Source organism: Asticcacaulis biprosthecium C19 (assembly GCF_000204015.1).
In the GTDB taxonomy this organism is placed as follows: domain Bacteria; phylum Pseudomonadota; class Alphaproteobacteria; order Caulobacterales; family Caulobacteraceae; genus Asticcacaulis; species Asticcacaulis biprosthecius.
Window position 1 is genome coordinate 2,243,503 of sequence record NZ_GL883077.1, and the last position, 22,326, is coordinate 2,265,828.

Sequence of the window (22,326 nt, forward strand, 5' to 3'; positions counted from 1 at the left end):
GATGGTCACGCCAGGCTGGTCTTGATGGTCAGGCCCTGTTTGAGGGTCTTGGTCACCGGCGTGCGTTCGGAAACATCCAGCAGGCGGGCGATCTGGTCCTTATCGAGCGGTCCGCTCAGCAAAAGCGTGCGGTCGATAAATTCCTTGCCGGTGTCGTCGCGGTAGAAGTGCAGCGCCACTTCAGCCGATTCCATTGGCCACTGTTTGCGGTCGGCATACATGCGCAGGGTAATCGCCGTGCAGGCCGACAGGGACGACAGCAGCAGGTCATAGGGCGCCAGGCCGGCGTTCTTGCCCCCATTGCCTTCGGGCTCGTCGGCGATCAGCGTGCGGCCGGCGGTTTCGATCTGGGTAGCGTAGGCTTCGGTGCCGATATGGGCTGTGGCGCGGGCCATGACGGAGTCCTTTGCGAGTCGTGAGCTGCTTACAAACCACGGATGCGGGCGAAGAAAAAGCTCTCCCGACGGTATCAGGAGAGCTTTTATCGTCAGGCAAGGGCAGCGACCTTGGAACGGCGGTTGTCCAGACTGAAGGCGCCGGCGCCAAAGGCCACCACTTGCAGGAGACCGCCGACGATGGCGATGTTCTTCATGAAGTGGATCATCTGGTTCTGGTCGGCGAAATTGGCGTGGAAACCCATGGCGGCGGCGACCGTAAAGCCAGCCAAGGCAGCGGCGACCCAGCGGGTCTGGAAGCCGATGATCAGCAGCAGGCCGCCGACCAGTTCCACCGCTACGGCAACGGCGTAGGCGGCTTCGGGGAAGGGCAGACCGGCCGCGGCGATGTAGCCAATGGTGCCTTCAGGGGCGGTCAGTTTGGAAAAACCGGACAGAACAAAAATGGCGGCCAATAGCAGGCGGCCAAGGGCGGGCAGGTAGGATTGCGCTTTGGACATAACAGATATCCTCAGAATTTGGGCAAAGGGATCCCGTCGCCGCCGAAGAGGCTTCGGCGGCTTAGAGGACGGGTATAGACGTTGGGTTACTTGCTGAGCTTGATCGCGGCTTCGGCGACCTTGCGGCCTTGATAGCGGGCGCCGGCCAGTTCGTTCTCCGACGGTTGGCGCGAGCCGTCGCCGCCGGTGATGGTGGTCGCGCCATAGGGCGACCCGCCGGTGACTTCGTCGAGCTTCATCTGGCCCTGGAAGCCGTAGTCAAGGCCAACGATCACCATGCCGAAATGCAGCAGGTTGGTGATGATCGAGAACAGGGTGGTTTCCTGACCGCCGTGTTGCGTCGCCGTCGAGGTGAAGGCGGCGCCGACCTTGCCGTTTAGTGCGCCGCGCGCCCACAGGCCGCCGGCCCTGTCGAGGAAGGCCGCCATTTGCGAGGTCATACGCCCGAAGCGGGTGCCGGTGCCGACGATGATTGCGTCGTAGTCGGCCAGTTCTTCGATCGTGGCAATCGGCGCTTCCTGGTCCAGCTTATAGTAGGCGCCCTTGGCGACGTCTTCCGGCACGGTTTCCGGTACGCGCCTGATGACGGCCTCGGCGCCCGCTTCACGGACGCCTTCGGCAACGGCCTTGGCCATGGTTTCGATGTGGCCGTAGGAGGAATAGTAGAGAACGAGAACCTTGGTCATGACGATTGTCCTTATTGGGTTCGAGGAGGCTGAGAGTTAAGTCGTAAGAAAGCTATTGGATTTGGCCCATGCGGCCGGCGTGGTAGTCGCGGACGGCCTGCTCCAGTTCGGCGATGGTGTTCATGACGAACGGGCCATGGCGAACGATCGGGGCATCCAGCAGATCGCCGCCGACCAGCAACAGTTCGGTGTCGGGCGCGGCGGTCAGTTCGACCGTGTCTCCGGGCGCCAGGCGGGCTAACTGGCCCGCAGTGACGGTGTGGCCGTCGAGACGGGCTTCGCCGATCATCACATACAGCGCCAGTTCACGCGGTGCGTGGGCATCGAGGTTCAGGGCGCCGCCGCTCGTCAGCGAGGCATGGACGACGAAGGGATGGCCCGAGGTTTCGACAGGACCGGTTAGGGCACCGACCGTGCCGGCGATTAGACGGACCGTGCCGTTCAAAGACGGGATCAGGGGGATCTCGTCGCGTTTGACGTGGCGATAGGCCGGCTCGACGTGCTTTTCGCCCTTCGGCATGTTGATCCACAACTGGATGCCGTGTTGATGGCCGCCATCGCGGCGCATGACGTCGTCGGGCGATTCATCGTGGATGATGCCGCGGCCGGCGCGCATCCACTGGACTTCGCCGGGACCCATGGCGCTGATATTGCCCAGGGAATCCTTGTGCTGCATGCGGCCTTCCAGCATCAGGGTCAGGGTTTCGATGCCGGCATGGGGATGGGCCGAGGCGCCCTTGGCTTCACCGGGTTGGACGTCGATCGGGCCGAACTGATCCAGGAAGATGAAAGGGCCGATGGCTTCGTAGCGGCGCGAAGGGATGGCGCGGCGGACTTCGAACCCGTCGCCTTCCAGGGTGCGGAAAGCGTCGTGGATGGTCGCAACGGCGCGGGTCCTGGTGGCTGTCAAGGTGGACATATCGTCTCTCCTTCATTCGATGGAGCGTTTATATGCCGGTTGATGTGTTCTGAAAATCCGCATAATATTGAACAAACTTTTCAGGAAATTCGATATGTCTCAGATCGGCACCCCCAGTCTCGATCAGCTTCAAGTCCTGGTCTGCGTGGTCGAAACCGGCAGCTTCGCCGCGGCGGCGAGACGGTTGAACCGAGCGACGTCGGCGATCAGCTACGCCATCGACACCATGGAATTCCAACTGGGCCTGACCCTTTTCGAGCGCATTGGCACCAAGAAGCCGGAACTGACCGAGGCCGGCCGGGCGTTGTTGTCGTTCGCGCGGTCGATCCTGCACGGCATGGACAAGCTGAAGGCGCGGGCCGTGTCGCTGCGCGAGGGCCAGGAGGCAGAGGTGTCGATTGCCGTCGACGTCATGCTGCCGACGGCGCGGCTGATCGATGCCCTGCAGGCCTTTCAGGCGGCGTTTCCGACGGTCTTGCTGCGGCTGCATGTCGAGGCGCTGGGGGCGATTTCACAACTGGTGCTGGATGGGACGGCGCGGGTTGGGATCAGCGGGCCGCTGAACGTCTCGGCCGAAGGCATGGAGCGCAGCCAGATCGGCTATGTTCGCCTGGTCCCTGTGGCGGCGCCGTTTCACCCCCTGGCGCGGGCCGGGCGGCATGCGCCGGGCGATGCGCGTGAACATATTCAGTTGGTGCTTACCGACCGCTCGCCGCTGACCAAGGGCCGGGATTTCGGCGTCATCGCCACCAAGACCTGGCGGCTGGCCGATCTGGGCGCCAAGCACGCCCTGCTGCTGGCCGGCGTGGGCTGGGGTTCGATGCCCGATCCGATGGTGCGTGGCGACCTGGAAGCCGGTCGGCTGGTCGAACTGGATCTGCCCGACTGGAAGGACGCCGTCTATCCGCTACAGGCGGTGTGGCTGTCGCAAACCCCGCCCGGACCGGCGACCCAGTGGCTGATCGACCGGTTCACCGGGCAGGTGTAGAAAGATTGCAGGGGTCGCGGACCCCTGCACCCCGATACTGGGACAAAGTTACCTATCGCGGTTTCGAGGTGCAGGAGGCCGTGCCTCCTGCAATCTTTCTACTCCAACACCACCACCGTGACCGACTCTGGTGCCAGCTTCAGGCTCAGCTTGCCGCCTGAGGCCTTGGCCGCGATCGGGCGTGGCTTGACCGTGTCAGGTTTGTCGAAGGTGTTGATGCTGTCGATCTCCGGCGCATACAGGGTCTCACCGCGTGCGGTCTTGGCCGAAAAGCCCAGGGCATTCAGATCAACCTCCACCGGAGCCTTCGGATCGACATTGGTCAGCGAGACATAGATCTTGCCGTCCTTGCCTTTCGCCGCGGCGACATCCAGGCGGGGCAGGGTGATCCCGTCTATCGTAAACGTCCCGGCATCGGCCGTCACCGGCAGGAAGGTGGCATCCTGGAACGGCACATACAGCTTGAAGACATGGTAGGTCGGAGTGACCACCATCTTGTCGCCCTGGGTCAGAATCATGGCCTGGAGCACATTGATCATCTGGGCGACATTGGCCATGCGCACCCTTTCGGCATGACGCGTGAAGATGTTGATGGTCACGGCCGCCACGATGGCGTCGCGCTGGGAGTTCTGCTGATGCAGGAAGCGCGGGTGCGACCCCGGCGCCGGCGTGTGCCAGGTGCCCCATTCGTCGACGACAAGGGCGACCTTCTTCTGCGGGTCGTATTTGTCCATGATGGCCGAGTGTTTGCTGACCAGCTCTTCCATCTTATAGGCCGAGCGGATGACGTGGGTGTAGGCCGGTTCGTCGAAGTCCTGGGCGGAATAGTGCGGCGGCCACTGGTCGAAGCCGGAATAGTAGTGCAGCGACAGGCCGTCGATCGACCACGAGAAGATCTGCTTGGTCGAGGCCTCCATCATGACCTCGGTCCACTTGTAGTCATCGACATTGGCGCCCGAGGCGATGCGCTTCATGCCGTTCGGGTCATAATCGCCGTTCGGCAATTGCTGGGCGTTGTCGTAGTTGCGAGCAAAGGTGGCGTAGGTCTTGTAGACATTGGCATAATGCTCCGGCGTCATCGAGCCGCCGCAGCCCCAGCTTTCGTTGCCGACGCCGAAGAAGGGCACCTTGAACGGGGCAGGATGGCCGTTGGCGACGCGCTCGCGGGCCACGGACGATATGGCGGGATCGGCCGTCATATATTCCAGCCAGTCGGACATTTCCTGCACCGTGCCGGAACCGACATTGCCCGACATGTAGGCTTCGGAATCGATCTGGTCGATGAAGTCCATGAATTCGTGGGTGCCGAAATGGTTGGATTCCGCCACGCGGCCCCACAGGTAGTTGACCGTCGACGGACGCTTGTCCTTTGGGCCGATGCCGTTGTGCCAATGGTAGTCGTCGGCATAGCAGCCGCCGGGCCAGCGGATATTTGGGACCTTGATCTCTTTTAGCGCGGCGACGACGTCGTTGCGGATGCCGCGGGTATTGGGGATGGGCGAGTCTTCTCCGACCCAGATGCCGTCATAGATGCCGGTGCCCAGGTGCTCGGCGAACTGGCCAAAGATGTGGCGGCTGATCTGCGGTCCGGGCTTGGTGGTGTCGACGGTCACAGGGGTGCCGGCCAGTACGGGTGTGGCGGCCAGAAAGAGGGCGGCGATCGCCCCGGCAAGATAGGTTTTCATCATCCAACTCCTCTTATACCTCCCCGCCGTCAGTGGGGAGGGGGACCATGAGCGTAACGAAGCAAAGCGAAGTGTAGCGAAATGGTGGTGGGGCGACTTGCTGTCGGAGTAACAGCTACGGCGCTTCCGAAAGAAGTCGCCCCACCACCGCACCTCACTCACTTCGCCTTCGGCTACGTTTCGCTCGAGCGGTTCCCCTCCCCACACGTGGGGAGGTATGATTAAGCTTGCGCCTTTTCCGGCCTTAGCGACCGCACTTCAAACACATCCAGGCCCGAGCCCCGCGTGGTGAACCGCACCCGGACCTTGTCCTTGCCGGCCGTCATCGCCGCCGGCACGGCATAGTCCACGACCCGGAACTGCGCCTCTGACGGGTAGTCCAGCTTTTCGTTGGTCAACAGCACCCCATCGACTGTGATATCGAAATTGCGCCGGATATCCTGGCCCCAGTAGGTGACCTGCAACACGGTCTGCGCTTCCACGGCCAAATCGAACTCGAAATACTTGCCAGTCGTCCACATCAGCCAGCGGCCCGACCGGCCCAAACGAGACGACGGCTCGGAAATGTCGGTGGCGAAGGCATGATCACGCTCAGGCTGCATCTCGCCCAGCCGCATGATGTCGATGGTTCGCCAGTTCAGCGCGACGCGATCGGCCTCGGCCTCCTCATAGGCGGCCTTTTCGACTTGCCATTGCGCCTCGGTGAACAGCGGGAAATAGACGGCCGTCCGGCGATGATACTGATTGAAGAAAGGCACCAGTTGCAAGGCCTGTGGCTGGGCATTCAAGGTCAGACTCCCGCGATCGACGGCGCCCAAGGCACTGGCGGCCACGACCACCGGCGCCTGGGGGACATCACCCTGCGCAGGCCCCATATCACCCGCCATGACCATCGGCCCCTTGATGAAGGCGGCCAGGCGCGGGTTGTCCGGCATGGTCTCGACCTTCAGCGCGTGGGGCAGGGTGAGCACCACCGTATCGCCAGCCTTCCACGCACGGCGCACCCGGACATAGCCATTCTTGACCAGCAGCGGGGTGTTCTTGCCATTGACCGACAACCGCGGTCCGTCGGCCCATTTCGGCACCCGAATGGCCAGGGTGAAATCGGCCGTGCCCTGCGGCGTGACGGTAAAGGTCACCGGCTCGCCCTTCAGGATATCGCCGCTCAAGGCAATCTTCGTCGCCTTGTCAGTCCAGCTCAGTTCAGACGGGATGAACAGGTTGGCGTAGACGGTGTCGCCACCACCGGCCTGACGCCACCAGATCGAGTCACCGTGCTTGGCGTGGCTTTCCATGCCCGAGCCGACGCAGCACCAGAAGCTGGTGTCCGGCGTCGAATAGAGCCGTTGCGACCCCGAAGCCAGGGGCACGAAATAGACGAAGGCGCCGGTCTGCGGATCCTGGTGGGCCAGGATGTGGTTGAGATGGGCGCGCTCATAATAGTCGAACCAGGCGGCGTCAGGCTGCCACTGATACAGATGCCGCGTCAGCTTTAGCATATTGTAGGTGTTGCAGCTTTCGCAGGTCTTGTCGTCGAGCCGGCCACTAAGCTTGTCCGGGGCGCCGAAATGCTCACCGGCCGAATTGCCACCGATGACATAGGAATGGTGATGGATGACGCGGTCCCAGAAGTAGGACGCGGTGTCGCCATAGGCCTTGTCGCCGGTGACTTCGTAAAGGCGGGCCAAGCCGATCAGCTTGGGGATCTGGGTGTTGGCGTGCTTGCCTTCCAACTCGTCGCGGCGCTGGGCCAACGGCGTCAGGACGGCCTTGTGGTAGATGCGCCGGGCCGTATCGAGATAGCGTTTGTCGCCCGTGCGGACATACATCTCGGCGTAGGTCTCGTTCAGCCCGCCGTGCTCGGCGGCCAGAACCTTTTGCATCTCTTCGTCCGACAAATCCCCCAGCACACCGATCAAATAGTCGGACATGCCGATGGCGATTTTCAGCGCCTGACCGTTGTTGGCGTAGCGGTGGGCATCGAGCAACCCGGCATGGACCTTGTGCCAGGTATACAGTGGCACCCAACCGCCGTTGAGGTCGAAACCGTGCGAGGTGATGACGTGCTTGCGGACCTCTTCATAGACGATCTTGCCGTCCTGAAGCTTGCCATCGCGCTCGACGGTGGTGCCACCGATATAGCCGTCGCCGTGGGCCTTCTGGATGATGGCCATCTCGCTGACGGTATAGTCGAGCTTGGCTTTATAGGCCGGGTCGCGCGTCTGGGCGTAGGCCAGGCCCAGCGCCGTCAGGTAGTGGCCCAGGCTGTGGCCGGCAATGCCCATGTTTTCCCAGCCGCCGTAGATATCGCCCTTCGGCGCCAGGCCAGCGGATTTATGAAAGTTGTGCAGAAGCCGGTCGGGCTCCAGCGACAAGAGATAGTGGCCATTGGCATCGACGGCATCGCGCCATACGGACGGCATGAGGGTGACGGCTTCGAGCGGGAAGGGGGCCACCTTGACCGGATCGGCAGCGGCGTGGGCAACAGCCGGCAAACCCGCCAAGGCTGCGCTGGTCAACATAAGACCGCGACGCGTAAACATGTACCATCTCCCTGCTTTTTGTCTGACAATAAGGAGTCGGTTGGGTGGCGTCAATGGGGGAGGCGTACCCAAGGTGGACATTTATGTATGACCAATTGATGCCTTGTATTTGTGTGGACGCTCATTAGACCTGAGAACTTGGCCTTGAAAAACGGGCTCGCTGGCCTGGTATCATGATAATGCCGGCCTATTTATCGGCAGGTTTTCAGGTAGTAGGGTTTGGGATTAAAGTCGTCCGGGCACAATTCCTTCAAGAGGCACATACTCGGACCGTAGCCTCCCATTGAAAGATTTCCCTGACCCAACCTATAGGAAACACGTTGGCTTAAATCGATATTGATTTCAATTCGTTCGGTTGCCAAGCTGTTCAAGAGTGCGTAGGTGGATGCTTTATAAACGTCTCCGTTTTTGCTGAATCTTACAGCCATCTCATGTATAGCCATGGATTCATGTGTCTTCAGGATGGCCTCAATTAGTTCATTGTCACTCAAACGTGAGACGTTTTCTTGGTAAATTTCACCGCCGGGAATAAATTGAGCATCCCATTCCGAATATTCGTGATCAAGTTCGTTGAGCTTATAATACTCAACGCCTGTTTCTTTCAAAAATATCTCGTTTTCGCCTTCAAGGCGCCTGTAATCCGCGTCCAGTCGCTGTGTCGCGAACGCACAGACTCCTTTCAGGGATTGAGGCGGGGTTTCCCAGCCATCCGGGGCAAGGGCATCGGGTGTGGCCGTGTCGGGTAAATCCGTAGGTTGGCAAGCACACAAAGTCGCGAAAGCAAAGGCTACAGTCGCGCGCAAAATTAAAGTGAAAAGCAAATCCCCCTCCTTAAACCAACTCCTGATCATCCAGCGATGAGTTGAAGCGTCCCCGTTAAAGTATCTACAGGAAGCACATTGACAGCGCCTACGTCAATGCCGGGCGGGTTGCGTCCTCTCCGTTTCAGGTTATCCGCTGCCAAGTGCTTGCGATGTTGGCCTGGAGTGGATTCACGGTGTTGATCCGCGATTTTTCCGAGGGATCAGAAAACCATTGTCCCACCAGCATGGGCCTGGGCCTTGAGGTAGCTGACACCGTGGACCTTGGTGCCCGAAGAGTCGAGCAGAGAGATGATGCCGCCGTGGTTGGGGAGGCGAAAGGGCGGCTAGGCGGTGATCTGCAGGGTTTTGCCGGCGGGGATGGTTAGGCCAGTGAGGCTCCTGCGAGTGTCGGCGCCGGTGGCCAGGCTCCAGCCGGCGAGGGGGACGGGGGTTGCACCGGTATTGAGTAAGGTGATGCTTTGGCTGCCAAGAGTTGGATGGACTAAAGCATTGAAGATCCGGATGGAGGGACCGACCTGGTGGCGACAATATCGGCAAAAGTGGCGCTGCCGGGCAAGGCATGACCGGTGGTGTCTTCCGTATGGACGGCCTGGCTCTGGAAGGCCAGGAACAGCGCCGTCCATTGCCCGGCCGCGCGGTCGTGCAGCAGAAGTGCGCCGTCCTGCCACACGCCATTGTGGCCGGCAAAGGCGCCGATACTTCCCTGATTCATATGGACATTATGAATGCCGTCGGCGAAGGGCTCTCCGAAGACATAGGCGTCGACGGCATCACCCAGCCCGATGGCCTGGCGCAGATGCTGTTCGAGACCGTCGAGCAGATCGTCGTCGTGGCCGGGCGCGTCGTGGGGCATGGCGGTAACGGCGCTGACATCAAACATATTGCCGCGGATGAAATCCAGCGCGCCGCTACCGGCGCGGCGTTCCAGGTGGGTAATGCCGGGGGGCAGGGATGGATAGAGGCTCAGTTGTGGGTGAACATAGTTCGAAGCGGCGAGATAGACCAACTCGGACGGTCCCTCCGCCGATTTGACATTGATGGCGGCGCGGAAGATTCGGCCCTGAGCGTCGAGCGACATGTGCAGGTGCGGGCTTTTCCGGGAAGCGCGTTCGGCGCTGTAACCCATGATCCGCCCTTTGAGCACGCCGTAGTCTTTTAAGCCCATGATCTGCTTTTCCGCCCGTTATGGCGTCAAGCTATACCACAAACAGGCCTATGACGAACACGACTCCCGCAGCACCAACTGCGTCGGTATCCGCACCGACTGCGCCGGTTCGCCTTCGATCAGAGCGCAGACGCTGTCGACCAGGCGGCGGGCGGCGGCTTCGGTGTCCTGTCGGACCGATGACAGCCGCGGCCAGGCAATGTTGCATACCCACAGGTCATCGAAACCGATCACGGATACATCTTCCGGGATCTTATAACCCCGCGACATCAGTTCGCGCATGGCGCCCAGGCCCAGAATGTCGGTCGAGGCAAAGATCGCATCGAACTTCGTTCCGGCATCGAGCAGCCGGCGGACGGCCTCGGCGCCGTCGTCGATCTTGAGCTGGCTGTCGACGACCAGGGCCGGATCGGCGGCAATCCCGGCGTCGCTCAGGGCCGAACCGTAGCCGTCATAACGCTCTAGGAACTCCCAGTGGTCGGTGTCGGTCTTGCCGATATAGGCGATGCGGCGGCGGCCCGATGCGATCAGGTGGTTGACCGCGTCATAGGCGCCCGAGCTGTTGTCGGAGGCGACGCAGATCTTGCCGTTTTCGACCTTGTCCAGGCCCCAGACGACCCAGTTGTCGTCCTTCTGGTTATGGCTGCGGAAGTTTTCGGCATAGGTATCGAAGTTCTTCGAGCCCAGGAAAATGATGCCTTCCGCCGGGCGGCTAAGGCAGTAGCCGGCGCCCCAGGCGTTGCTTTCGCGCTGGAGCGAGATCATCACCTCATAGCCGCGGTCGGCGGCGTAACGGACGATGGAACCGACGATCGGCAGGAAGAACGGATTGATGTCGCTGTGCTGCTCTTCCATGTCTTCCAGGATCAGCAAGGCCAGGGTTCGCACGCGCGACGAGCGCAGGAAACGGGCATTGTTGTCGATCTTGTATTTCAGGACTTCGGCGGCTTTCAGCACGCGGTCGCGGGTGCTGTCCTTGACCAGAGACGACTTGTTGAGAACGCGCGATACGGTGGCCTGCGACACGCCGGCGGTGGCCGCCACGTCGATACAGGTCGGCTGACGCTTCATATAGCTCATGGGTTACGCTCCTCCGGCCGGAACGCCTGATTTCGGGACGGCGTTCTCACTTTTGTCGTTTCTCTGCAAAGCCTAAGCCGAGTTTGCAAAAATGCGCAGAAGAATACGTATTCACAGGAAGGGTGGCGTATGTCCGAAGCCGTTTTGACGCCGCGAAGCGGCCTTTCTTGCGCAAAGAGTTTGAAACCGAGAATGAACACGAATGGACACGAATAAGGAGAACAATTTCTCCTGGTTCGCAAAGGCGGACTTTACTCTTCTTCGCTGCTTCGCGTCTTCGCGTGAAACCTCTTTCTACCGTCAGCGACATTCTTCCGGTCGTGCGGGAATGAAAGAATTCTAATTTCACGCGAAGACGCGAAAAAGAGTATTTCCAACATGGTGCTAATAATTGGTCATGTTTCGGGAGCCAAGAAACGCCTGACTAATTCGTGTTCATTCGTGTTCATTCGTGGTTTCAACCTCTTGCTGTCCATTTGCCGCTACGCGGCGGATTCAGGTCATCCTATAAAGAATGAATACGTTATCATTTTGATTTTTCGGGTTTTCTCCCGATTGCGCCTGCGCGATAGTTTCCAAAATGAAATTGCAGGGAAACATGTCCTTCGATAGGGTCAGTCATCAAGCCCACGGAACGCCGGTCGCCAAGATGCGCCTGGCCGATCTGGCGCGGCTGGCCGGCGTGTCGGTGGCCACCGTGTCGCGCTCCCTGCAGGACTCCCCCCTGATCAACCGCACGACCAAGTCGCGGGTACGCCAGTTGGCTGCCGACAACGGCTTCTTCCTGCCGCAAGCCGGTCCGGCTGCCGTCAAAAGAGTCACCGTCGCCGTCATGATGCCGGTGCGTGAGGAAGCGCTGTACGCCGCGCTCCTGCCCGGCCTGGTGACGGCCATGCGCGGACTGCGCTGCAACCTTCTGTTCGTGCCGCTAGGCCAGAGCGCTTTCGACGATCTGCCGCGCGCGCTCGATGCCACCGGCGCCGACGCCTTCCTCTTCTTCGATGAACGCGAAGCCCGTTCCGCCCTGGCCGCCCTGACGACGCACCGTTTCATTGTCTGGGGCAGCGGCGAAGGATCTTACCGTCGTATGGCGCCGGACAATTTCGCCGCCGGCCAGGCCGCCGTCCGCCATTTGGCGCAAGCTGGTTGCCGCCGTATCGCCTATCTCGGGGAAACCGAAGGCGCCGACACGACCCAAAAATTCATGGGCTACCTGACCGGGCTCAACGAAGCCGGCTTGGCCGTCGATCCGTCACTGATCCTGTCGTCGATCGACGATGTGCAGGAAGGGTTCGACGGGCTGTTCATTGCCAGCGAGTCCCAGGCGCGGACGGTCCCGGATGTTCAAACGGTCACGGTGGGCGAGGGCGCCGAGCGCGCCGCCCGTCTCAGCCTGGACGTTCATGCCGCCGGACGGCGGGTCTTGTCGGCCTTGCTGAACCGGAAGGATGCGGCGGATGCCGGTCTCGAAAAGATTGCCTACCATCTGAAGTGTTACTGATTTTTCAAAGTTATAGCGCAAACGCCATGAGTAATACCGAACGCCAGTACGGCGTAATTTGCCACGCCTGAAATTGCAATAACGTGCAATGAAAATGCAGTTATTGCAAAATATGTAATAATATAAAATCTGTAAGAATACGTATTCATAAGATTAGAAACCAAAACTTGCAAAAAGTGCTAAAATGTAAAGTACTGTAATATCAGTCAAATACGCTGTGAATTGCCAAATTTTGGTGGCGATATTGCAACACGTTTCGCTGTTATATTTTAAAATGTGGCGGATTACGCTTTGAGTTTATTGCTAATTTGGGGCGCAGATTTTACATTCAGGACTCAGGCGTCCGGCAGAGGCGCTCAGGTTGAGATAACAATAAACCAGGACCTGTACACGGCGATCACGCAGGGAACGCGTTGGCATCGCCACAAAAACAGACTCATCAGGAGGATAGACTTGATTACTCGGTATTCTAAACATAAGGGCGCGGGACTGCGGCTGCGACTTCTGGGCTGCACGGCCCTGCTGGCCCTGGCCGCGGCACCGGCCTTTGCCCAGGACGTGGTGCCGGCGCCGGATTCTGGGGCGGCCACCGGGGAGGCTGCGGCGACCGACGATGGCGTCATCGTGTTGCGCGGGATCCGCAAGGGTGTCCAGGACGCCATCACAGCCAAAAAACGCAGTTCGTCGATCATCGAAGCCGTTTCGGCCGAAGATATCGGCAAGCTCCCCGACTCATCGATCGCCGAATCCATCGCCCGCCTGCCGGGCATCGCCGCCCAGCGCGACAAGGGCCGCGCCCAGACCCTGTCGATCCGCGGCCTGGGGCCCGACTTCACCGTCACCACCCTGAACGGCCGTGAGCAGGCCTCGACCAACGACAACCGCTCCGTCGAATACGACCAGTACCCGTCGGAAATGATCCAGCAGGTGCGCGTCTTCAAGACGCCCGACGCCGGGATGACCTTCCAGGGCCTGGCCGGGACCGCCGATCTGTCGACCGTACGTCCCCTGTCCTACGCCCGCCGCAGCCTGTCGGTCAGCGGCAAGCTGGAGCAGAACAGTCTCGATGAGCAGGTGCCGGGTCAGTCGACCAGCGGCAACCGCTACGGCATCTCCTATGTCGATCAGTTCTTCGACAAGACCGTCGGCGTGGCGATCGGCTATTCGCACAACAAGACGCCGTTCCAGGCCCAGACCCACGAACCGTGGGGCTATCCGACCTACAGCGATGGCAATATGGTCATCGGCGGTGACAAGTCGGGCATCCAGTCGTCCTATTATGAGCGCGACTCGATCATGGGCGTGCTGGAGCTGAAACCCAACGACCAGTTCCATGCCACCTTCGACCTGTTCCACTCGGACTTCCACGAACTGCAGACCATCCGCCGGCTGGAATACGGCACGGTATGGGGTTCGGGCACGCTGCAGCCGGGCTATACGGTCGAGGACGGTCGCATCACCAAGGGGACGTTCAACGGCGTCACCACCATTGTCGAAAACTACACCAACGACCGTAACGCCACGATCGACAATGTCGGGGCCAACCTGGTGTTCAAACCGTCCGATACCTGGACCCTGGAAGCCGATCTCAGCAGCTCCAAGGTCGAGCGCAGCGACCTGCGCCTGGAATCAACGGCCGGTACCGGCCCGGCGGGTTCGGTGGTGCGTGATAATCTCAGCTTCGAAACCGTTGATGATGGCGTCACCCAGCTGAGCTCGATCCTCGACTATGCCGACTTCGACAAGGTCTACCTGACCGATCCGGGCGGCTGGGGCAGTCCGCTGTACCGCGCCGGCTATGTCGGCAATCCGGAAGTCAAGGACGAGATCTCGGCCGTAAAACTGGCCGCCAAGCGTATAGTCGGCGGCGGTCCGTTCAGCCAGGTGACCTTCGGCATCAACCTGACCGACCGCACCAAGACCAAGCACCAATGGCAGGGCGAACTGCGCAACAAGACGGCCGCCGCCATGGTCGTGCCGGAAGCCTTCCGAACCGGTACGGTCGACACCTCGTTCTGGGGCAATCCCAATGGCATGATTTCCTACGACGCGTTGGGCCTGTACCGCAGCGGCTTCTGGAACGTTGTCGATGCCCGCGTCGATCCGAACGCCAATACCGGCGACCGCATCTTCGACATCACTCAGACCTGGGAGATGAACGAGCAACTTACCACGCTGTTCGTCAAGGCCGACATCGACACGACCCTGTTCGGCGTGCCGGTGCTGGGCAATGTCGGGCTGCAGTCGATCACGGCAGACCAGGAGGCCAATCAGGGCTTTACCAACGGCGCGACGGTGCCCGGTGATCCGACGAAGCTGATTGTCACCCAGGTCAAGGACGGCGCCAAATACACCGACCTCCTGCCTAGCCTGAACCTGAACTTCAGCCTGCCCAACGACCTGAGCCTGCGCGTGGCGGCGGCCACCACCATGGCCCGGCCGCGCATGGACGATATGGCGGGCGGGACCAGCTACAATGTCGCGGCCGATACAGCGCCACCCTACGTCAACGGTGACATCACCTACTATTGGGGCGCCGGCGGCGGTAATCCGCATCTGAAACCGTGGAAGGCCAACGCCTATGACGTCTCACTCGAGAAGTATTTCGGCCGCAAGGGCTATGTCTCGTTTGCCGCCTACTATAAGGAGCTGACCAGCTACATCTACTACCAGAGCGTGGCCACCGACTTCACCGGCTTCCCGCTGCCGACCCCGGCCGGCAACTATACCCGCGCCGACGCCAATCGTCGCGGCTATACCGGCGCCCAGGCCAATGGCGATGGCGGCGGCTTTGTCCGCGGCGTCGAGTTCACCGCCTCAATCCCCGGCGACCTTCTGCATGAAAACCTTGACGGATTTGGATTTATTTTCAGTGCCGCGCTGAACAACTCCAAGATCACACCGGACGGCATCCATGCCGTGCCTCTGCCTGGCCTGTCTCCCAAGGTGATCAACACGACGCTGTACTATGAAAAGCGCGGTTTTTCGGCGCGGATCAGCCAGCGGTACCGCGCGGCGTGGCTGGGCCAGGTGCCCAACTTCGACTCGTCGCTGGGCTCGCAGTGGGTCGATGAGGAAACCGTGGTCGACGCCCAGGTCGGCTACAACTTCGAGGACGGTCCGCTGAAGGGGCTGTCGCTGAATCTGTCGGCCTACAACCTGACGGACCAGCCTTTCCGCTACTATGCCGGCGAGGGCCAGACCCAGAACATCCTGAAGTACGAGAACTACGGGACGACCTATCTGCTGTCGGTCGGCTACCGCTTCTATTGATGAAAGGGCGCCTGCCGGATTCGTCCGGCGGGCGCTTTCGCTTATGCTTCCTGTAAAATCCATTGTTATTGCCGGCGGCGGCACGGCCGGATGGATGACCGCCGCCGCCCTGGCCCGGGTGTTTGGGCCGTCGCTGAACATCACCCTGGTCGAGTCCGACGAGATCGGCACCATCGGGGTGGGGGAGGCCACCATCCCGGCCATTGCGCGTTTCAACAGCATGCTGCGCCTTGATGAAGACGCCTTCCTGCGCGAGACTCAGGGCACCTTCAAGCTGGGGATCGAGTTCCGCGGCTGGCGCGAACGCGGCCACAGTTATATGCATTCCTTCGGAGCGGTGGGGCGCGACCTGGCCTACCTGCCGTTTCATCACTACTGGTACCAGGACCGGATGCAAGGCGGCGATGCTGGTGAACTGGGTGACTACGACCTTAACCAGGCTGCGGCCTACGCCGGCCGGTTCGCCCGCTCCGACGACCTGGTCCATGCCTTCCATTTCGACGCCGGTCTATATGCCGCCTTCCTGCGCCGCTATGCCGAGGCGGGCGGCGTTACCCGTATCGAAGGCCGCATCGCCGACGTCGCGGTCGAAGAGGATATCCGCGCGTTGCGTCTGGCCGATGGCCGCGCGATCGCCGGCGATTTCTTCATCGACTGCACCGGCTTTCGCGCGCTGCTGATCGAAGGCGCCCTGAAGACCGGCTACGAGGACTGGCGGCACTGGCTGCCGTGTGACCGCGCGCTGGCAGTGCCGTCGGCGCGAACCTGTCCGTTGCTGCCCTATACCCGCGCGACGGCCCAGACGGCCGGCTGGACCTGGCGCATTCCGCTGCAGCACCGCACCGGTAACGGCCATGTCTACTGCTCCGACCATATCAGCGACGAGGAGGCCCATGCCGCCCTCATGGTGCAACTCGACAGCGAGGCCCTGGCGGACGCCCGTCCGATCCGCTTTACCACCGGCCGGCGCAAAAAATTGTGGAACAAAAACTGCCTAGCCATCGGTCTGTCGGCCGGGTTTATCGAGCCGCTGGAATCGACCTCGATCCATCTTATCCAGTCGGCAATCGAGCGCTTCATCATGCTCTTTCCGCGCGGTCCAGATCACGACCGCCTGGCGCAAGATTTCAATGATTCCAGTATTCACGAAATGGAAAATATTCGCGATTTCATTATCTTACATTACCACGTCAACGGGCGGTATGATGAAACCTTCTGGAATTCATGCAGGAACATGACCATACCCGACAGCCTGCACCACCGGATCGAACTGTTCCGCGACACGGCCGCGCTGCACATTCCTCCGGCCGATATCTTCCGCCTGCCGAGTTGGCTGCAAGTCCTGCATGGCCAGGGCGTCGAACCCCAGGCCGTGCACCCCTTCACCGAACGGGTGGCGCGCGACGACCGGGCGCGGTTCTTGCGCGGGTTGCGGTTCGAATGTCACGAAAGGCTTGAGCTGTTGCCGGCGCACGACGCCTTCGTCTGGCGGCATTGTTATCATCGCTGAGACTTGGGAAAGAAAGAGAAATGGTGGGTGGGCACGGACTCGAACCGTGGACCCGCTGATTAAGAGTCAGCTGCTCTACCAACTGAGCTACACACCCGAAACCATTTGTCTGTCGCAGCCTTGCGGCCGTTCCCGTCAGGGAGGCGACCCTTTAATCGGTTTGTTGCCGTGTTGCAAGCACAAATCCACAAAACTTTTGGCTTTGCACCCATGCGCGTAAGGTCGGTGCCGGCGACGACGAAACCACTTGCTTCTTAATTCTTTCAAATTAAATTAATCGAAAAGTTTGTGAGGAAACCGTATGACTGTGTCCCGTCGTTCCGCTATGGGCGGAATCAGCGCGCTGGCGTTTGCAGCGGCCGGTGGCGCCTTGGCGCAGCCCGCGGTGTCTGTCCTGCCGGGCAAGGGCGAACTGAGCAATCCCAAGGCGTCGCCAGAAGCGAAGGCCTTGTATGCCTGGCTGTGGAGCCAGTACGGCAAGAAGACCTTGACCGGCCAACAGGAATCGATCTGGCGCCAGCCGCTGGGGCCCCGGCATGAGCTCGATTATATCGAACGGACCACCGGCAAGTTGCCCGTCATCCTGGGGCTCGATTACATCGATCCCAACGATTATGACGCGCTGAACGACCGCGCTACCAAGTGGTACAAGGACGAGGGCGGCATCCCTAGCATCTGTTGGCATTGGGGTAATCCGATGATCGGCACGGGGTACGACAACTCTAAAAAGTACTTCGACATGTACAAATCCTTCAAACGCGGGACGCCGGAGAATGTGGCTCTGCTGCGCGACCTGCGCATCATTGCCGATAACCTGACGGTGCTGCGCGACCGCGGCGTGCCAGTTCTGTGGCGGCCGATGCACGAGTTCACCGGTAACTGGTTCTGGTGGGGCATGTCGGGGCCTGAGCCGTTCAAGGCGTTGTGGATCGCCATGTACAAGTATTTCACGTTTGAGCGGGGGTTGAACAACCTGATCTGGGTGCTGGGTTATACTGCCGAGGTCAAGCCCAACTATTATCCCGGCCGGCAATATGTCGATATCGCCGGCGCGGACACCTATGTCGACCACCATGGGCCACTGAGCGAGATGTTCCAGGCTGTCAAGGCTGAGGTCGGCGATACGGTGCCTATCTGTCTGCACGAAAACGGCCCGATTCCGGATCCCGATAAACTTGGGCCGGATTCCGAATGGCTATGGTTCATGACCTGGCATTCGGAATGGATCTATCCGGGCAAGCACAATACCGACGAGAGCGTTCGCAAGGCCTATCTGTCGGAGCGCTACCTGACCAAGGACGAGGTCGCCGGCGCGTTCAAGCTGTAGGGACAAGCGGGGCCGGTAATGAGGCGCTGACCTTCGGGCTGGGAGCGGACGTGTTCGCGTTCATGGCCGCCAGCGGAAAGGATACGGTAACCGACTTCAGCGCCGCACAGAATGACACTATCGACGTCAACGCGTATACCCACGTTGTGGTCAATACCGGATGGGTGTCGCAGGCCGGCACCCATGTGGTCATCATACTGGGTGGCGGCACTGTGATTACCGTGCCGAATGCCAGCCAGGCCGATGTGGTCAGCCATATGACGTGATGAGGCCGAAACGAGGCGGCGGAGATAAACATTAATTGCAGATAGGTAGCGGAAATCCGGTGTTCACGCCGCCGGTATTCGCGTAGGTTGCGCGCAGTCTGTGTGATAACAAAACGCAGTGGGGGATATGATCATGGCAATTTATAACGGAACGCCCGGCGACGACACCTACGTAGGTCCCGACGAATTCAATATGATCTCCGGCGAGGACGGCAATGACAGCCTCACGGGTGGTGCGGTCGGCGACTATATCTGGGGAAACGAAGGTAATGATACCCTGACGGGTGCCGGCGGGGATGATCTTCTGATGGGCATTGCCGGGGATGATCGTCTAACCGGTGGACTCGGCAACGACTCACTCTGGGACGGTGGTGCAGACGATGCTGGCAATGACACTTTGGAAGGGGGCGAAGGCGGCGACAGTTTGGTAAGCTATGGTGGCCGCGACGTCATCGATGGCGGTTCCGATAGTGACAACCTGCATCTTGACCGATCGACCTCGACATTCAGCTTCCATCTCAGCATGGCGGACCTGACCGCCGCCGGCGATCATGTCCTGGCCGACGGCACGCTGGTGCGCAACATAGAGTATTTCAGTGCCGCATTGGGATACGGCAATGACACTCTGACAGGCGGAGTTTCGGGCGACAATTTCAGGGGCGGGAGCGGCGCAGACAGTCTTTCGGGATTACTGGGCTATGACAGGTTGGAAGGCGGCGACGGCAACGATACTGTCGACGGCGGGGAAGGTTATGACAATATCTTTGGCGGGGCGGGCAACGACTCACTGATCGGCGACAGCGGGCACGACGAACTGCAGGGCGACGATGGTCATGATCGCCTGAAGGGCGATGCGGGCGATGACCGCCTGAATGCCGGGGCCGGTGACGACCTGGTTGAAGGCGGGACGGGGCTGGACGTCCTGACCGGCGGTGACGGCAATGACACGTTGAATGGTGGTGCCGGAAACGATGTCATGTCCGGCGGCGACGGCAATGACCTGCTGGAAGACCTGGAAGGCGAGGATGCCCAGTGGGGGAATACCGGCATCACCTTCGACGGTGGCGCCGGCAACGATACGATGACCGCCAGTGCGGTCGCCGAAACCCTGCAGGGCGGCTACGGTAACGATGTCATCAATGCCGGTGGCGGCAACGATTTCCTTTATGGCGATCAGGGTGAAGCCGATGCCGGCATCGACGTTATGAACGGCGATGGCGGAAATGACGTCGTTTACAGCTATGGCGGCGCGGATACGATCGACGGCGGCGCCGACAATGACTACGTCACCCTTTTTCGCCGGGGGGCGAATCAGGGTCTGACCGTCGATGCCGTCCTGGCGGCGACCGCTGGCGGTGTGGTCCTGGCAGACGGTACGGTCCTGCAAAACGTTGAGAATCTGGCGGTTTTCAGTGGTGGCGGTAACGACACCTACACCGGCGGCGGTCTGAATGATGAGTTCTGGGGCGGTGGCGGCGCGGATCTTGCCACCAGCGGGGCCGATGGCTACGATGTCATCTACGGTGAAGCTGGTAACGACACCGTGGCCGGCGGCGGCGGACGCAATGAGTTGCACGGTGGCGAAGGTGACGACATGGTCACCGGCGGCGCCGGAGCCAGTTTCCTTTATGGTGATGGCGGCAATGACAGCCTTACCGGCGGAACGGGCCAGAACATCCTGTGGGCCGGTGACGGCAATGATCTGCTGCTGTCCGTCGGCGGTTGGGGTACTATGTTAGGGGAAGCCGGCAACGATACGCTTACGGGCAGCGACGTCGTCGATACGATGATTGGCGGCCAGGGTAATGATCTGCTGAGCGGCGGCGCAGGCGACGACATTCTGAACGGTGACGCCGGCAACGATATTACCAATGGCGGGGCCGGAAATGATCTCATACACGCCTACGAAGGCGTTGACACAGTCGATGGCGGGGATGGACTGGACACGGTGAATATGGGCGCGCCGGACGGTGCCAACGGTGTGCTTGTCGACGTTACCCAGATCTCCACCGCCGCGGGTGTTACCTTCAGCAACGGTATGGTCCTGCGGAACGTTGAAGTCCTGCTATTGTCGGCTAGCGGCGGCAACGACACGCTGATTGGGGGCGTTGGCAATGACACATTCAACGCTGGGGGTGGTAATGATTGGGTCGAAGGTGGTGACGGTAACGACAGCTTGACCGGCGGCGATTACTTTTCGGAATGGAGCAGCGGCAACGACACGATGGCCGGAAACTCCGGCGACGATATCTTGAACGGTTTCGACGGTGATGACCTTATCCAGGGCGGTATCGGAGCTGATACCCTTCAGGGTGGAGCCGGAGAAGATACGGTTTCCTATGCGGATATCGACGTTGCGGTGACCGTCGATCTGGCGGTCGAGGTTGCGCAGGCCATGGGCGGCGCCGGCAACGACAGCCTGAGCCAGATCGAGCATGTGGTAGGGACTTCGGCCGGCGACTGGCTTGGCGGAACGACCGGCGATAACCGGCTGGACGGCGGGCTGGGCAACGATACTCTGATGGGGCGCGCGGGCAACGATACCTATTTCGTTCAGGCTGCCGGGGACCGGGTCAGCGAAAACCTGTCGGAAGGCACCGACAGTGTCGTCGCTTCCCTCAACTGGAACCTGTCGGCGAACGTCGAAAACCTGACCTTTACGGGAACGGGTAATTTCGTCGGTAACGGCAATGGCATGGGCAATGTTCTGATCGGCAACATCGGGAATAACTGGCTGGAAGGTGCGGCTGGCAACGACACGCTGAGTGGGGGGCTGGGCAACGATACCTTCGTGATCGATGCCGAGGACGTAGTGACGGAGCTGGAAGGGCAGGGCGCCGATTGGGTACTGGCGTTGCGCAGTTATGTGCTGGGAACCAATGTCGAGAACCTGGCTCTGGCCGGAAGCGGCCATTTCACGGCGACGGGCAATGTGGCGGCCAACCGCATGAGCGGTAACGGCGGCAACAACTTGCTCGATGGTTTGGGCGGCAACGACACCCTGATAGGCGGTCTGGGCAATGACAGCTATGTCGTCGACAGCAGCGGCGATGTGGTGACCGAGAACGCTTCGGAAGGCACCGACAGCATCGTGGCGTCTCTCAATTGGAACCTGTCGGCGAACATAGAAAACCTGACCTTTAGCGGTGCAGCCAACCTGGTCGGGCACGGCAACGGCCTGGGCAATGTTCTGAACGGCAACAGCGGCAATAACTGGCTGGAAGGGGCGGCCGGCAACGACACGCTGAGTGGTGGTCTGGGCAACGATACGTTCGTGATCGATGCCGAGGATGTGGTGACGGAGTTGGAGGGGCAGGGCGCCGACTGGGTGCTGGCGTCACGCAGCTATGTGCTGGGTGCCAATGTCGAGAACCTGGCCTTTGGCGGAGCCGGCAACTTCACCGGCAACGGCAATGCCGCGAACAACATTATTAGTGGCAATTCCGGCAACAATTGGCTGGACGGCGGGGTAGGTAACGACACCCTGACCGGCGGTCTGGGTAATGATGTGCTCGTGGTCGACGGCGACGATGTTGTGGTCGAAGCGGCCAACGGCGGCAACGACTGGGTCCTGGCCAATCGCAGCTTTAATCTGGGCGGTCATATCGAGCACCTGGCCTTTAGCGGAACTGGCAATTTCACCGGCAACGGCAATGCCGGCAAT

Annotated in this window: 16 protein-coding genes and 1 tRNA gene; 7 read left to right on the forward strand and 10 right to left on the reverse strand. The window is 60.6% G+C overall.

Annotated features, from left to right (window positions below):
- Positions 1 to 5 precede the first annotated feature (5 nt).
- From ABI_RS10210 to ABI_RS10225, 4 genes are all read right to left on the reverse strand, one after another.
- Positions 6 to 395: an OsmC family protein gene (locus ABI_RS10210; RefSeq protein WP_006272862.1), complete on the reverse strand. Its 390-nt coding sequence runs from the start codon at positions 393 to 395 to the stop codon at positions 6 to 8.
- Positions 396 to 487: 92 nt separating this feature from the next.
- Positions 488 to 895, reverse strand: a complete 408-nt coding sequence (locus ABI_RS10215) for a DoxX family protein (RefSeq protein ID WP_006272863.1) — start codon at positions 893 to 895, stop codon at positions 488 to 490.
- Positions 896 to 981: 86 nt separating this feature from the next.
- Positions 982 to 1,581 (reverse strand): NAD(P)H:quinone oxidoreductase, encoded by a 600-nt coding sequence (wrbA, locus tag ABI_RS10220; protein WP_006272864.1) that lies wholly within the window; start codon positions 1,579 to 1,581, stop codon positions 982 to 984.
- Between the two features lie 52 nt (positions 1,582 to 1,633).
- Positions 1,634 to 2,500 carry a pirin family protein gene (locus ABI_RS10225; protein ID WP_006272865.1) on the reverse strand — a complete coding sequence of 289 codons (867 nt, stop codon included), beginning with the start codon at positions 2,498 to 2,500 and terminating at the stop codon, positions 1,634 to 1,636.
- Between the two features lie 94 nt (positions 2,501 to 2,594).
- On the opposite strand from ABI_RS10225, the gene ABI_RS10230 reads away from it, so the two are divergent.
- Positions 2,595 to 3,488, forward strand: coding sequence for a LysR family transcriptional regulator (locus ABI_RS10230; protein WP_006272866.1), 894 nt, complete (start codon positions 2,595 to 2,597; stop codon positions 3,486 to 3,488).
- Between the two features lie 98 nt (positions 3,489 to 3,586).
- Here the strand turns inward: ABI_RS10230 and ABI_RS10235 are convergent, their stop codons facing one another.
- The 5 genes from ABI_RS10235 to ABI_RS10255 all read right to left on the reverse strand — a co-directional run bounded on the left by ABI_RS10235 (position 3,587) and on the right by ABI_RS10255 (position 10,785).
- The gene (locus tag ABI_RS10235; protein ID WP_006272867.1) at positions 3,587 to 5,176 is read right to left on the reverse strand and encodes an alpha-N-arabinofuranosidase; all 1,590 of its coding nucleotides are present in this window, start codon (positions 5,174 to 5,176) and stop codon (positions 3,587 to 3,589) included.
- Positions 5,177 to 5,394: 218 nt separating this feature from the next.
- Positions 5,395 to 7,716 carry a glycoside hydrolase family 127 protein gene (locus ABI_RS10240; protein ID WP_006272868.1) on the reverse strand — a complete coding sequence of 774 codons (2,322 nt, stop codon included), beginning with the start codon at positions 7,714 to 7,716 and terminating at the stop codon, positions 5,395 to 5,397.
- A gap of 191 nt (positions 7,717 to 7,907) precedes the next feature.
- The gene (locus tag ABI_RS10245; RefSeq protein ID WP_157138771.1) at positions 7,908 to 8,537 is read right to left on the reverse strand and encodes a hypothetical protein; all 630 of its coding nucleotides are present in this window, start codon (positions 8,535 to 8,537) and stop codon (positions 7,908 to 7,910) included.
- 484 nt (positions 8,538 to 9,021) lie between these two features.
- A complete protein-coding gene (locus tag ABI_RS10250; RefSeq protein WP_006272870.1) occupies positions 9,022 to 9,705 on the reverse strand; it encodes a YukJ family protein in 684 nt (227 codons plus the stop codon).
- Positions 9,706 to 9,753: 48 nt separating this feature from the next.
- Positions 9,754 to 10,785 (reverse strand): LacI family DNA-binding transcriptional regulator, encoded by a 1,032-nt coding sequence (locus ABI_RS10255; protein WP_006272871.1) that lies wholly within the window; start codon positions 10,783 to 10,785, stop codon positions 9,754 to 9,756.
- Between the two features lie 598 nt (positions 10,786 to 11,383).
- Between ABI_RS10255 and ABI_RS10260 the strand changes: the two genes are divergently transcribed.
- The 3 genes from ABI_RS10260 to ABI_RS10270 all read left to right on the forward strand — a co-directional run bounded on the left by ABI_RS10260 (position 11,384) and on the right by ABI_RS10270 (position 17,069).
- Complete coding sequence (locus ABI_RS10260) at positions 11,384 to 12,286, forward strand: LacI family DNA-binding transcriptional regulator (protein ID WP_040308785.1); 903 nt, start codon at positions 11,384 to 11,386, stop codon at positions 12,284 to 12,286.
- 453 nt (positions 12,287 to 12,739) lie between these two features.
- Positions 12,740 to 15,559 (forward strand): TonB-dependent receptor, encoded by a 2,820-nt coding sequence (locus tag ABI_RS10265; protein ID WP_006272873.1) that lies wholly within the window; start codon positions 12,740 to 12,742, stop codon positions 15,557 to 15,559.
- Positions 15,560 to 15,602: 43 nt separating this feature from the next.
- Complete coding sequence (locus tag ABI_RS10270; RefSeq protein ID WP_006272874.1) at positions 15,603 to 17,069, forward strand: tryptophan halogenase family protein; 1,467 nt, start codon at positions 15,603 to 15,605, stop codon at positions 17,067 to 17,069.
- Positions 17,070 to 17,090: 21 nt separating this feature from the next.
- Here ABI_RS10270 and ABI_RS10275 read toward each other — a convergent pair.
- Positions 17,091 to 17,166 (reverse strand) — tRNA-Lys (locus ABI_RS10275).
- Positions 17,167 to 17,370: 204 nt separating this feature from the next.
- Here ABI_RS10275 and ABI_RS10280 point away from each other — a divergent pair.
- The 3 genes from ABI_RS10280 to ABI_RS10290 all read left to right on the forward strand — a co-directional run.
- A complete protein-coding gene (locus tag ABI_RS10280; protein WP_245531322.1) occupies positions 17,371 to 18,396 on the forward strand; it encodes a glycosyl hydrolase in 1,026 nt (341 codons plus the stop codon).
- 50 nt (positions 18,397 to 18,446) lie between these two features.
- Positions 18,447 to 18,662, forward strand: a complete 216-nt coding sequence (locus ABI_RS10285) for a hypothetical protein (protein ID WP_040308786.1) — start codon at positions 18,447 to 18,449, stop codon at positions 18,660 to 18,662.
- Positions 18,663 to 18,795: 133 nt separating this feature from the next.
- The coding region (locus tag ABI_RS10290; protein ID WP_280959736.1) for a beta strand repeat-containing protein at positions 18,796 to 22,326 on the forward strand (3,531 nt) is incomplete at its 3' end.

Coding starts and splice junctions, on each gene's coding strand:
- ABI_RS10210 (WP_006272862.1), bottom strand. CDS start 395: ATGGCCCGCGCCACAGCCCATATCGGCACCGAAGCCTACGCTACCCAG.
- ABI_RS10215 (WP_006272863.1), bottom strand. CDS start 895: ATGTCCAAAGCGCAATCCTACCTGCCCGCCCTTGGCCGCCTGCTATTG.
- wrbA (WP_006272864.1), bottom strand. CDS start 1,581: ATGACCAAGGTTCTCGTTCTCTACTATTCCTCCTACGGCCACATCGAA.
- ABI_RS10225 (WP_006272865.1), bottom strand. CDS start 2,500: ATGTCCACCTTGACAGCCACCAGGACCCGCGCCGTTGCGACCATCCAC.
- ABI_RS10230 (WP_006272866.1), top strand. CDS start 2,595: ATGTCTCAGATCGGCACCCCCAGTCTCGATCAGCTTCAAGTCCTGGTC.
- ABI_RS10235 (WP_006272867.1), bottom strand. CDS start 5,176: ATGATGAAAACCTATCTTGCCGGGGCGATCGCCGCCCTCTTTCTGGCC.
- ABI_RS10240 (WP_006272868.1), bottom strand. CDS start 7,716: ATGTTTACGCGTCGCGGTCTTATGTTGACCAGCGCAGCCTTGGCGGGT.
- ABI_RS10250 (WP_006272870.1), bottom strand. CDS start 9,705: ATGGGCTTAAAAGACTACGGCGTGCTCAAAGGGCGGATCATGGGTTAC.
- ABI_RS10255 (WP_006272871.1), bottom strand. CDS start 10,785: ATGAGCTATATGAAGCGTCAGCCGACCTGTATCGACGTGGCGGCCACC.
- ABI_RS10260 (WP_040308785.1), top strand. CDS start 11,384: ATGTCCTTCGATAGGGTCAGTCATCAAGCCCACGGAACGCCGGTCGCC.
- ABI_RS10270 (WP_006272874.1), top strand. CDS start 15,603: ATGCTTCCTGTAAAATCCATTGTTATTGCCGGCGGCGGCACGGCCGGA.
- ABI_RS10280 (WP_245531322.1), top strand. CDS start 17,371: ATGACTGTGTCCCGTCGTTCCGCTATGGGCGGAATCAGCGCGCTGGCG.